The following is a 12,267-nucleotide window of genomic DNA, read 5'->3' as shown; positions in this document are numbered from 1 at the left end:
GGTTTAATTTTGCGTAGGTCGGGCCGCCACGCGGAGTTGCCGTGCCTATGAGTCCTGATCCTTCGCGTGTTCGTAACACCCGAGAGCCTCGTCAATCGCCTTCCGCTCTGGCATTTATCTCTCGATTTTTCGCTGCAGAATCAGCCGGTGGCTTGATCCTGATGGCCGCTGCTCTGGCGGCGCTCATCGTGGCGAACTCTCCCTGGTCTGCCGTCTACTTTTCGACTCTGCAAATCAAAATAGTGGGGCTGTCGATTGAGCACTGGGTAAACGATGGCCTAATGGCCGTCTTTTTCATGTTGGTGGGTCTTGAGATCAAGCGTGAAATGCTGGCCGGCCAGCTATCGAGTTGGAGCCAGCGCGCTCTTCCAGGTTTCGCTGCACTTGGCGGCATGCTGTTTCCTGCGTTGATCTACCTCGCCGTCAACTGGGGCAACACGCAAACCATGGGCGGCTGGGCCATTCCTGCGGCTACCGACATCGCGTTTGCATTAGGTGTACTGTCACTGCTGGGCAAGCGCGTTCCCATTTCTCTGAAAATATTTTTGTCCGCACTCGCGATACTTGATGACCTCGGCGCCGTGCTGATCATTGCCGTGTTCTACACCAGCGGCCTGTCCATTAGCATGCTGCTGGCGTCACTGGCGGTTATCGTTTTTCTAGTGATACTCAACCGCTGCGGCGTGAAAAGACTGCTTCCCTATTTGGTAGCCGGCGCCCTGCTATGGTTTTTCATGCTTCAATCGGGCATCCATGCAACCTTGGCCGGGGTGATTCTTGCACTTTGCATTCCGCTGGGCGATCCAAATAGCGAGCGTAAGTCACCCCTTCTTTACCTCGAAGAGAAAGTGCATCCATGGGTCGCTTTCGCCGTGGTCCCTATCTTTGGCTTCGCCAACGCCGGTGTATCCCTTGTTGGTATTTCGCCAAATAACTTAATTGACCCGGTACCACTGGGGGTGACATTAGGGCTGTTGGTAGGAAAGCAGCTTGGGGTCTTCGGTTTGGCGGCGTTGGCCATTCGCTTAGGGTTGGCAAAACTTCCCGAAAACTGTGGCTGGTTACAGCTGTATGGGATCGCCCTTTTGTGTGGTATCGGATTCACGATGAGCCTTTTCATAGGGGCGCTGGCATTCTCAAGTACTCCGCATCTCGTAGACGAGGTGAAGGTGGGAGTACTCTTGGGCTCCATCCTTTCCGCTATTTTTGGGGTGATCGTCCTGTTGCGGGCTGGAAGATACACGCCAGGTTGCCAACCCACCTCTCAGCGGAAAGCTGAATGACAGTGTATCTAGTGGCTCGTCGTGGCGCGTCAATGCGCCCGACGACCGCTAGGTCTTTGATCAATGAGGGCGCTCTGTTCAATCCCGACGCTTGAGCGATCAGTTCAATTGGAAGCGTGCAGTATTGTCACTCAGTGCCCGACTACCTTTGCTGAGCATGTCTGCCGCTTGATTGACGGCCCGTGCACCCTCCAGTAATCGACCAGCAGCCTGATCAACCTGTTGAATGTTGCTACTGACTTCATCAGCCGTGCTCGCTTGCTCTTCGACCGCCGTGGAGATCTGCGCCAAGGTGTCGGTTACACCCTGCACCGCTGTGGCGATTTCTCCCAAACGCTGGCCCAACCCCGTCACCGCAGCAGCGTCATTGACGGCCTGACCACACGCTGCATCCATCAGACCGACCGCTTGACTCACGGTGGTGCGCAGACTGTCGACCGTCCCGGCAATTTGCGCGGTCGACGCCTGCGTGCGTTGTGAAAGACTGCGCACTTCATCGGCGACCACTGCGAAACCCCTGCCCTGCTCGCCCGCGCGCGCCGCTTCGATAGCCGCATTGAGTGCCAACAGGTTGGTCTGCTCGGCGATGCCACGAATCGCATCCACCACAGATTGAATCTGCTGCCCTTGCTCACTGACTCGCCCCAGCGCTGCGGCGGTGTCAGTCAGGCGTTGGTTAAGTTGCTGAATACTTTCGGTAGTTCGAAGGCTGTCGCGGCTACTCTCTTCTGCGACATGTCGGGTGTGCTGTGCACTGGCGGACGCCTGCTCACAACTTTTCGCTACACCTTGGGAGGTCGCCGCCAGTTGGGTGGCAGCGGTTGCGATCTGGCTGATCTGCAGCTGTTGGTCCTCAACCTCATTCAGGGTGCGGCTGGACTGGCTATTGAGCGTTTGCACTGCGCCACTCAATTGCAGCGTTTCGTGATCAACACCTAGCAAGCTGGTACGCAACTGCACTACCGCGACGTTGAGTGCGGTACTGATTGCTGCCAGCTCGTCGCGCCCTTCCACTGGTACTTGAACGCAGAGATTACCGTCACGCAGCGACTGCGCCAGGGTGGTGATGCCACTGGCGCTGCGCCGGATCGACGCCTGCAAACACACAAATAGATACAGCGCTGCCAGTAGCAACAAACCAAACACAGCGGCGACCGGAATTAACTGCCTAATGGATTGATCATGGTAATAGCCCAGACGATCGTCCAATGACACCAGCGATTGGTGACGCAACGCGGCCAGATCGCTCAGCAACACATCAATGCTACGCTCAAAACCATCAGTTTTGAGGCTGATGCTCCCGCCAAATACGCCTTCATCCAACACTTTTAATTCGCTGTCCAACCGTTGCTGGCTTTTACGGTACTGATCAGCCCAAGGCTGCATTTCTCGCGGCAACTTGGCTTCCAGCGAAGCACCGGTTTTGCTCAGTTGATCACGCGCGTCGCCCAGACGTCCACGCAGGTCGCGCATCTGCAAACGGCTTTGCATGGTGAATTGACCGGACGAGATCGACGTTTGTCCGACGCTGGCCAATCGACCTACCCGTTCGATGAGGTCCGGTGCTTGCTGGGTGGATATTTGCATCAACACATAGGTTTCACGCCAAGGGTCGATATTCAGGCCGCTGTCCAACGCGATTTGTTCGCGCAGATTTTGCAGCGCGGTCAGTGCTGCGGTGAAACGCTCGTAGCCGTCTGGCCACCACCCTACCGTGCGCAGGGCCGCAGAATCCAAACCCGTGGTGGCACGTTGTAGCGTCTGGTAACGATTCAGTGTGTCGGCTTGCGCACCGTTGCTGTGCAACTCAGTGCCCAATTTCGCGAGCTCCTGAACGACGACAGGGGTTGCTGCATCCAGGCCAACCATCGCTTCACGTGCCGCCGGTGTCGGTTCGTGAAGAATATCGGCCGCTTTCCAGCGCGCCGCCCGATCGCGTTGTGCCGCCAACAGATTATCCAGCGAATCCAGTGCCGACAACTGGCGCACCCCCGCGCGCTCGCCAGATATCAGAGCCAACTTGTCGCGATAATCCTGCCCGATCATCCATAAGCTGCCCACTAACGGCAGCATGAACAACAGGAAAAGCAGCTGAAACTTTCGAGCAAATCCGAAACGCCCTAACAGGCGAATCCCCGGGGACAAAAGTGTCAGCATTTGAAACCTCTCATCTTTACGCCCTTCCTTCGCTTGTGGCCATGGAGGGCGCTAGTTGCAAAGACCCGGCAGATCGCCGTTGTATTCGATTGGAAGCAAGAACCAGACCGTTAATACATAACGGTTAGCCCTTAATTACCACCTGAGCGCAGCGCCAGCGGGTTGACCATCCCCACCGCTATTGCCATACCTACCAAAGCTGGCAAATGCTCAGCCTGCATGCGCTTCATCACCCGCGACCGATAGAGATCAACGGTTTTTGCACTAATTTCCAGTTGCGCAGCAATTTCGCGGGTCGTATAGCCCTGCACCAGCGGCAGCAATACGTCGCGCTCGCGGGGGGTCAAGGTGAGTAGGCGCGCTTGCAATGCCGCGTGACCGTGGTCATCCGACGGGTTTGCACCAACGCTTTGCAGCGCTTGCTGCACGCTGTCCAACAACAACTGTTGGTTGTAAGGCTTTTCAATGAAGTCGTGGGCCCCCGCCTTGAAAGCCCGCACTACAATGGGCACGTCAGCATGGCCGCTAACGAAAATCACTGGCAAATGAAGATCCCGGGCACGCATCTCTTCCTGCACATTCAGGCCACCCATGCCGGGCATCCGCACGTCTAGTAACACGCATGCATTGAGCTGGGCATCGCACGCCTCAAGAAAAGAGCGCCCACTGGTAAACGGCAGCGCTTTGAGGCCCACCGACTCCAGCAACCAGACGGTCGAATCGAGCATGCCCTGGTCATCATCGACCACATACACCACTTGCTCCGCAACGCGGGTCATTCGTTCACTCCTGATGCGGTTTTAGACGGACCCACGCGTGGCAAATAACACAACAGCATTAAGCCAACCGGCAGGCGTCGGGCTTTTAGCTCGCCACCCAGCCCTTCGATGATATTTCGACTCATGGACAAGCCCAGGCCCAAACCCTCGACTTTACTGGTGTAAAAAGGTGTGAAGATTTTTTCAAGTTCCGACTCGCTCACTCCCGGCCCTTGGTCCTGGACACTCAGCTCGATGCGCCCATCAACGGCAAGCTCAGCCGCCAACACAATCGTCGATGAACGACCAGGATGCGCCTCGCGGTTGGCGTCGATGGCATTGCGTAACACGTTGAGCAGTACCTGTTCCAGTAACACTCTATCGGCGTAGATCGGCGGAAGATTATCCGGTAACCGCTCTTTTATCGTCACTTGGCAATCGTTAGCTTCCCACGCACACAGACCAACCACTCCGCGGGCCACTTCGCTGGTGTCCAAAGCCTGCATCTGCCGTCGCCCTTTACGCAGAAAAGCGCGTAGCCGCTTAATCACTTCAGACGCGCGATTGGCATGGTCGGTGATGTGCTCAAGGCCCTGCGCCACACGCTCGGCCGCCTGAGGGTGAGTGCCCAACGCCTGCAAGTAACGCTGGCTGGCGCTGGCATAGTTGACGATCGCAGCCAGCGGTTGATTGATTTCGTGGGCAATGCCCGACGCCATCTCACCCAAGGTTACAAGCCGCGCCGTGTGCGCCAACTCATCTTCAAGACGCCGGTGACGCTCGTCCGCCTGGACCCGGGCGGTCACGTCCCGAGACACGCTGATAACTTCGACCACGGCGCCGGTGTAGGTTTCGCGAATTGCCCGGCTGGCTGTTTCGAACCACAGATAGTGCCCATCACGGTGGCGGATTCGGTAAGTCATCGTGTGATAACCCTCTTGGGTAAGCGCATCGCGGGCACGGTTGATCAGTCCCGCCAAGCCCTGACCATGAAACAAACCTTGCGCCAATAAACCTTGCAACTCCCCGGGCCAATAACCCAGCAACGTCCAGGCAGCGGGTGACGCATCAATAAAGTGACCTTCAGGCGTGTGACGGGAAATCAGATCCGTGGTGTTTTCGGTGATCAATCGGTACAGCCGCCTTGCTTTGGCCGCTTCTCTCTCGGCCACAATCTGCTCGGTGGCCTCTCGACAGCGTGCCAGTACCTGGTTTTCCTGGGGAACAGGGATGAAAGTCCACAAAAAAATCCGTTGTTCCCAGCAGGCTTCAACCTCTTCGATCGGCCGTTGCTGTTCTAGGCAAGCGCGAACCAGCGCAGATTGATTCACCGGTAACAGCGCTGTTACGTCGGTAGAGGGCCACTGCGCGAGTACGTTCAGCAGCGCCAGGTTGAGTTCAATCGCACGCGCCTGATCATCGAGCAACAGGCTAGGTTGCGGGTCGTGACTCAACAGCACCGAGACGTGCGAGGGGAAAATCCGGGGGGAAGTCATCAGATGCCCTGTCGTGAAATGAGTACGCGGGGGGCTACCTCATTCGATGCGAAGTCAGCCAAACGGTAGCGAACGATATATATAGTATATCTACTATATGATTAAGGTATTACTTCCATACTTGCCCGTGATTGATATATAAAACACGCCGGACTTAAAGCTACCCCATATGGCAATGCCTGTAGGGTCAGCGATAGAGCTAACAATCAGCCAACCGAGTACCTCTACATGTCGATCTTCGAGCAAGGGCTTGCCCCTGCGGCGGTCAATCATATCGCGTTGTCTCCGCTCAGCTTCATTGAGCGCACTGCCTACGTTTACCCTAACTACCCTGCCGTTATCCATGGTTCGATCCGTCGCACCTGGGCGCAAACCTATGCCCGCTGCCGACGCCTGGCCTCAGCCCTGCAAGGTCGAGGCATCGGTAAGAACGATACCGTAGCGCTAATGTTGCCCAATATCCCGGCGATGCTCGAAGCACACTTTGCAGTACCAATGATCGGTGCCGTATTAAATCCGCTCAACGTGCGCCTGGATGCCGAGGCAATTGCCTTTATGCTGGGGCATGGCGAAGCCAAAGTGTTGATCACTGACCGCGAATTTTATGACGTCGTCCGCACTGCGCTCAGCATGCTGGAACATCCGCCACTGGTAATTGACGTGGATGACCCCGAGTACGGCGAAGGTCAAGCCGTCAGCACGCTGGATTACGAGGCGTTACTGGCGGAAGGCGATCCACACTTTGATTGGCAGTGGCCTGCGGATGAGTGGCAAGCGATTTCGTTGAGCTACACCTCTGGCACTACCGGCAACCCTAAGGGCGTGGTTTACCACCATCGCGGCGCTTACTTGAGTTCGTTGGGCAACCAAATGACCTGGAGCATGGGCAATCACCCGATTTTCCTCTGGACGTTGCCGATGTTTCACTGCAACGGCTGGTGCTACCCGTGGACGATTACCGCCATGGCTGGCGTGCATGTGTTTTTGCGCCGCGTAGATCCACAGAAAATCCTTACCCTGATTCACGAACACCAGATCACCCACTTCTGTGGCGCGCCTATCGTACTGAACGCGTTGATCAACATGCCGGATTCAGCCAAAGCAGCCATCGATCACCCGGTGAACGCCATGGTCGCGGGCGCAGCGCCGCCCGCCAAAGTGATTGGCGCAGTAGAAGAAATGGGCATCAAAGTTACCCACGTGTATGGCCTCACCGAGAGCTACGGCCCGGTCACGATTTGTGCTTGGCACAGCGAATGGGATGAGTTGTCGCTGGATGAGCGCGCTCAAGTCAAATCTCGCCAGGGCGTGCGCTACTCGACCCTGGAAGGGCTGATGGTCGCCGATCCGAAAACCCTGGAGCCCACCCCGCGCGACGGCGAGACCATCGGCGAAATATTCATGCGTGGCAATACGATCATGAAGGGCTACTTGAAGAACCCGAGCGCCACCGCCGAAGCGTTCGAAGGCGACTGGTTTCACACCGGCGACCTGGCTGTGTGTCACCCCGACGGTTATGTCGAGATCAAGGACCGGCTCAAAGACATCATCATTTCCGGCGGCGAAAACATCTCCACCATCGAACTCGAAGGCGTGCTGTATCGCCACCCAGCAGTACTCGAAGCCGCTGTGGTTGCCCGCCCCGACGAGAAATGGGGCGAAACGCCCTGCGCGTTTGTTACCCTCAAAGCGGATCACGGGCACGTTCGCGAAGCCGATATCATCAGCTTCTGCCGCGAACACTTGGCGGGCTTCAAGGTACCGCGCACGGTGGTGTTCAGCCTGTTGCCGAAAACCTCCACCGGCAAAATTCAAAAGTTCGTGCTGCGCGAAACAGCCAAGAACCTTTAACTGTTTAAACGAGGTTCACCTGATGCCTGAATTCAACGCTCCCGTGCGGGACATGCGCTTTGTTCTGCACGAAGTATTTGACGCCCCGGCGCTGTGGGCACGCTTGCCCGCCTTGGCCGAAATCGTCGACGCCGCCACCGCAGACGCCATTCTTGAAGAAGCGGCCAAAGTCACTGGACAGCTGATCGCCCCACTGAACCGCAGCGGTGACGAAGAAGGTGCGCAATGGCACACAGGCCAAGTCAGCACGCCCACAGGCTTTAAGCAGGCCTACGCCACCTATATAGAAGGTGGCTGGGTCGGCCTGTCCGGCAACGATCAGTTCGGCGGCATGGGCATGCCGAAAATGCTCGCCGTGCAATTTGAAGAAATGCTCTACGGCGCGAACTCCAGTTTCGCGCTGTACTCGGCTCTCAGTTCCGGCGCGTGCCTGGCCATTGACGCCCACGCCAGCGAAGCTCTGAAAAGCCTGTACTTGCCACCGATGTACCAAGGCCGCTGGGCTGGGTCCATGTGCTTGACCGAAGCCCATGCTGGCACCGACCTGGGCATCATCCGTAGCCGCGCAGAACCCCAGTCCGATGGCAGTTTCAGTATCAGCGGCAGCAAGATATTCATTACTGGTGGCGAGCAGGATCTTACGGAGAACATCATCCATTTGGTGTTGGCCAAATTGCCCGACGCGCCGGCTGGCCCTAAAGGAATTTCACTGTTTCTGGTGCCAAAAATACGGGTCAACGCTGACGGCTCACTGGCGGAGCCCAACGCGGTGACCTGTGGTTCGATTGAACACAAGATGGGCATCAAGGCCTCGGCCACTTGTGTGATGAACTTTGACGGCGCCAGCGGCTGGTTGATCGGGGAGGCGCATAAAGGCCTGGCGGCGATGTTCACCATGATGAATTACGAACGCTTGTCCATCGGGATTCAGGGCATCGGTTGCGCCCAAGCCTCCTACCAAAGCGCCGTCGCCTACGCCCGCGAACGCATCCAAAGTCGCGCGCCAACCGGCGCCGTGGCCAAGGACAAAATCGCCGACCCGATCATCGTCCACCCCGACGTGCGTCGCATGCTGCTCAGCATGAAGTCCATGACCGAAGGCGGCCGCGCATTTGCCAGCTACGTTGGGCAACAACTGGACCTTGCGAAGTTCTCTGACGATGCTCAAGAGCGGCAAGACGCTCAATCGTTGGTCGCCCTGCTAACCCCGGTCGCCAAAGCATTTTTCACCGATACTGGGTTGGAGAGCTGCATCAACGGCCAGCAAGTGCTGGGCGGCCACGGCTACATTCGCGAATGGGGCCAGGAACAACTGGTACGCGACGTACGCATTGCGCAGATCTACGAAGGCACCAACGGCATCCAGGCACTGGACCTGATCGGACGCAAAGTGGTGATGGACAAGGGCGTCGCGCTGCGTCAGTTCACCGCCGAAATTCGAACCTTCGCGGACCAGCCGGGAGTGACCTACTCGGCGCCATTGCTCGACGCGGTGCAGCGCTTGGAAAACCTGAGCGACTGGGTACAAGAACAGGCCGACAGCAACCGCAACGAAATCGGCGCCGCCTCGGTCGAGTATCTGCACCTGTTCGGCTACGTCGCCTACGCCTACCTGTGGGCACGCATGTCTCACGTCGCCGAGGGCAAAAGAGCTGAAGATGTGGCCTTCTACGGCGCAAAAATCGCCACCGCCCATTTTTACTTTAGCCGGATGCTCCCACGAATAATCAGCCTGGAACACAGCATCCGTGCCGGAAGCGAGTCGTTATACGGGTTAACCGCTGAGCAGTTTTAAAGCATTGAATGGATAGAGGTTACGGGATTGCTCGCTGAGCGCTTGGGGAAATGTCGGGTCTGACCGTATCGAGGGCTAACCGCTTGATCGCACGGATAAATTCTCAAGAACAACGCTTGACACATTTCCCGTATCCGCGAATAATGCGCGCCACTTGGCTACATAGCTCAGTTGGTTAGAGCATAGCATTCATAATGCTGGGGTCCGGGGTTCAAGTCCCTGTGTAGCCACCAAGTACCTGTTTACAGACGTCCACAGCAGTCTATAAACAACCTCAAGAAGCCCGCCTAGTGCGGGCTTTCTTGTTTCTGGCTGTATCTCCTTGTCTACCCCTATATCTTCCCTTCGTGTATCCCCTCATGTACCTTGGAAAATAATTGAAACTGAGGGGTACAAGGAAAATGAAGCGCAGCGAGATCAAACGCCGCCCTTTAGCCGACACCGTGCTAATCACCCTGGAACCAGAAGCCAAGGAGTACCGGGAACTGGACGGCAACGCCCTGTATCTGCGCGTGCGCCCGGACGGCAGTAAGTCGTGGCAACTGCGCTACAAGAAGCCAGACGGCAAGTGGTCATGGCTTGGCCTTGGCGGCTACGGCACTGGCGACCATCAGTTATCCGGCTCGCAGGCCAGACAGAAAGCAGCCGTGCTTAGAGAGGACGCAGCAAAAGGCGGAAACCCGCTCGCCACCAAACGAGCCAGAAAGGCCGCAGAGATCGAAGCGACAAACAACACCTTCGAACACTTGGCGCGGGAGTGGTACGCCGCCAAGCGCAAAAGCTGGACGGACGGAACGGCAATCCGAACCATCGGCGCGCTGGAGCTTCATGTGTTCCCGGTATTTGGTAAGCGGATATACACCGAGATCCTGCCCATGGAGTGGATGGAGTTTCTACGCAGCATGGAACAAAAGGGCATCATCGAGCAGACCAGCCGAGTACGCGCCCGGTGCCAGGAGATTTACGACCTCGCCCGCGTCACTGGCCGCGCCACCCATAACCCGCTAGAAGGGCTTCACAAGTTTCTCCAGACCAAGCCATCAGAGAACTACGCCCACGTCCCGGTAGATGAGTTGCCGCCACTGCTACGCGCCATCCGGGCATACCCCAGCGCCATAGATGTTCGGATCGGCCTACACCTGCTTTCCATTCTCGCCTGTCGCCCGTCTGAGTTACGCGAGGCCCGGTGGTCTGAGTTCGATCTAGACAAATCGCTATGGACAATCCCCGCCGAACGAATGAAGCGCCGCCGCGAACACCTGGTGCCCCTGCCCCGCCAAGCCGTGGAGTTGTTATGCGATCTGCGCAATCTCACTGGAGGTTATCCGCTGCTGTTCCCTGGACGCAGTGACACCACCAAGCCCCGCAGCAACACCGTGTTTCTGATGGCCCTGCGCCGTCTTGGCTACGAAGGTCGCCAGACCGGACACGGCTTCCGCCACATTGCCTCAACAATCCTCAACGAACACGGATTCGACGAAAACCACATCGAGGCGCAGCTATCACACGTCAAGGAAGGCGTAGCTGGTGTTTACAACAAAGCCCAGTACCTGACCCAGCGCGCGACCATGATGCAATGGTACGCCGACCATCAAGACACCTTGGCAAAGGGCAATGTCGTGTCGATCAAGCGGGCCTGATGCGGCCCTTCCTTTGTCGGCATAGATAGATATAGACTAAACGCCATCACTGTTCGGATAGACAGTATTCGTACAGGTAACAGTTTTGGCTGGCCTAGCTCGACGGAGCGAAAAGCGGACTTCCCATCCGCTTGGCTGGCTGATTTATCTAAATTGGGACGCCTGGGAGGCGTATTTAATGTACGACGCGAAAAGTTGCAGCTCTCTTGAGAAACCATTTTATAGACCGACAGAGGCCGCTCTAAGGTGGTGCGGACTAATTGCTCATGAAACTACGATTCTAAATGCTGTCCAAGACGACCCAGTGCCAGGCCCCGGAAAGTTCCCCCAGTGGCCTTGCCTTAGAGCCAATGCAGAAAAAATACTCGATGCGATTCTGAATGAAGACCTACCTCATGGGCGCGACGGCCGCACAGTTGGACCTGGAGATCAGGTGGCTAAACACCGGCTGACGATCCGCCATGCTGACCTGAAAGAGTGGATGGCGCGAAGATACCCCGACCAAAAACCAGCATTCCTCTTTGACGAAATTGAGCGCAGCACCCACAGCTCCATCGATGCCAATTCCTTCCGAGCCTTACAGGTCGAACATAGAGCAAATAAGTTACGCCTGGAAAAAGCTGTAACTGCATTCAAAGATCTAAGGCAGGAGAGAGACGATATTTCTGGCGAAAGAGACTCGTTAAAAAATATTGTTGCCAAAATGGGTGAGCCAGGACAAAAGTCCGAAACCACCTATCAAAATATCATTGGCGGACTGCTTGGTCTGATGCTTAGTCAAACACCAGCAGGAAAGCCGCAATCAGCATTTTCAAGCCAGGCGTCAATAATTTCTGCCTTGTTGGCATATCACGAGGGTAAGCCTGGTATATCCGCCACGACCCTTGAAACCAAGTTCGCAGAAGCAAAGCGCAGCCTGAAAGGTTCCTGAACATACCCCTACAGGGGTGGTCTCTACCCCTGTAGGGGTGCCCCGTATTTGCTTTTAGCTTTGAATTGTCCCGTCGCCATCAATAACGGGATACAGACATGAGCAACATCCGCCACATCGAAGCCAGCGCCGCCTCACAGTTCGATCCTGCTAACACCATCATTCGCTTCCCCGAAGTGGAAGCCATCACTGGCTTGGCCCGTGCAACTGTCTACAAACGCCTAAAAGATGATCCAACCTTTCCCCGCCCGGTATCGCTGAGCAACAGCAAGTCCCGTGGTTCACCGGTGGGCTTTGTGCTGGCCGAGGTTCATTTCTGGGTACGCCAACGCATCGCTCTGCGTTCGGTGGCCTAA

General features: G+C 56.6%; 9 protein-coding genes and 1 tRNA gene. 7 read left to right on the top strand and 3 right to left on the bottom strand.

Annotation, left to right across the window (positions count from 1 at the left end):
- Positions 1-47: 47 nt before the first annotated feature.
- A complete protein-coding gene (nhaA, locus tag QN378_RS12745; protein ID WP_323550863.1) occupies positions 48-1,283 on the top strand; it encodes a Na+/H+ antiporter NhaA in 1,236 nt (411 codons plus the stop codon).
- 99 nt (positions 1,284-1,382) lie between these two features.
- Here nhaA and QN378_RS12740 read toward each other — a convergent pair whose 3' ends face one another.
- The 3 genes from QN378_RS12740 to QN378_RS12730 all read right to left on the bottom strand — a co-directional run bounded on the left by QN378_RS12740 (position 1,383) and on the right by QN378_RS12730 (position 5,694).
- Entirely contained in the window at positions 1,383-3,440 is a 2,058-nt protein-coding gene (locus tag QN378_RS12740; protein ID WP_323550864.1) for a methyl-accepting chemotaxis protein, read from the bottom strand.
- Positions 3,441-3,571: 131 nt separating this feature from the next.
- Entirely contained in the window at positions 3,572-4,219 is a 648-nt protein-coding gene (locus tag QN378_RS12735; RefSeq protein WP_322201062.1) for a response regulator transcription factor, read from the bottom strand.
- Positions 4,216-5,694: a sensor histidine kinase gene (locus QN378_RS12730; protein ID WP_322201060.1), complete on the bottom strand. Its 1,479-nt coding sequence runs from the start codon at positions 5,692-5,694 to the stop codon at positions 4,216-4,218. The genes QN378_RS12735 and QN378_RS12730 overlap by 4 nt, the downstream gene beginning before the upstream one ends.
- 228 nt (positions 5,695-5,922) lie before the next feature.
- Here QN378_RS12730 and QN378_RS12725 point away from each other — a divergent pair, with 228 nt between their 5' ends.
- From QN378_RS12725 to QN378_RS12700, 6 genes are all read left to right on the top strand, one after another.
- On the top strand, positions 5,923-7,545 hold the full coding sequence (locus QN378_RS12725) for an acyl-CoA synthetase (RefSeq protein ID WP_322201058.1): 1,623 nt from the start codon (positions 5,923-5,925) through the stop codon (positions 7,543-7,545).
- 22 nt (positions 7,546-7,567) lie between these two features.
- Positions 7,568-9,340 carry an acyl-CoA dehydrogenase C-terminal domain-containing protein gene (locus QN378_RS12720; protein ID WP_322201056.1) on the top strand — a complete coding sequence of 591 codons (1,773 nt, stop codon included), beginning with the start codon at positions 7,568-7,570 and terminating at the stop codon, positions 9,338-9,340.
- A 156-nt stretch (positions 9,341-9,496) separates the two neighbouring features.
- Positions 9,497-9,573 (top strand) — tRNA-Met (locus QN378_RS12715).
- A gap of 168 nt (positions 9,574-9,741) precedes the next feature.
- Entirely contained in the window at positions 9,742-10,980 is a 1,239-nt protein-coding gene (locus QN378_RS12710) for a tyrosine-type recombinase/integrase (protein WP_323550878.1), read from the top strand.
- 433 nt (positions 10,981-11,413) lie between these two features.
- Positions 11,414-11,911: a protein kinase gene (locus QN378_RS12705; protein ID WP_323550865.1), complete on the top strand. Its 498-nt coding sequence runs from the start codon at positions 11,414-11,416 to the stop codon at positions 11,909-11,911.
- A 98-nt stretch (positions 11,912-12,009) separates the two neighbouring features.
- On the top strand, positions 12,010-12,267 hold the full coding sequence (locus QN378_RS12700; RefSeq protein WP_323550866.1) for a helix-turn-helix transcriptional regulator: 258 nt from the start codon (positions 12,010-12,012) through the stop codon (positions 12,265-12,267).

Origin of the sequence: Pseudomonas sp. 10S5, from assembly GCF_035019745.1 — a bacterium.
Taxonomy (GTDB): domain Bacteria; phylum Pseudomonadota; class Gammaproteobacteria; order Pseudomonadales; family Pseudomonadaceae; genus Aquipseudomonas.
Note: the sequence above shows the minus strand (reverse complement) of the source record. Positions and strands in the feature narration are given on the sequence as shown.

Excerpts from the sequence above, each read along its gene's own strand:
- QN378_RS12700 (WP_323550866.1), top strand. The coding sequence starts at position 12,010 with ATGAGCAACATCCGCCACATCGAAGCCAGCGCCGCCTCACAGTTCGAT.
- QN378_RS12730 (WP_322201060.1), bottom strand. The coding sequence starts at position 5,694 with ATGACTTCCCCCCGGATTTTCCCCTCGCACGTCTCGGTGCTGTTGAGT.
- QN378_RS12740 (WP_323550864.1), bottom strand. The coding sequence starts at position 3,440 with ATGCTGACACTTTTGTCCCCGGGGATTCGCCTGTTAGGGCGTTTCGGA.
- QN378_RS12735 (WP_322201062.1), bottom strand. The coding sequence starts at position 4,219 with ATGACCCGCGTTGCGGAGCAAGTGGTGTATGTGGTCGATGATGACCAG.
- QN378_RS12710 (WP_323550878.1), top strand. The coding sequence starts at position 9,742 with ATGAAGCGCAGCGAGATCAAACGCCGCCCTTTAGCCGACACCGTGCTA.
- QN378_RS12725 (WP_322201058.1), top strand. The coding sequence starts at position 5,923 with ATGTCGATCTTCGAGCAAGGGCTTGCCCCTGCGGCGGTCAATCATATC.
- nhaA (WP_323550863.1), top strand. The coding sequence starts at position 48 with ATGAGTCCTGATCCTTCGCGTGTTCGTAACACCCGAGAGCCTCGTCAA.
- QN378_RS12720 (WP_322201056.1), top strand. The coding sequence starts at position 7,568 with ATGCCTGAATTCAACGCTCCCGTGCGGGACATGCGCTTTGTTCTGCAC.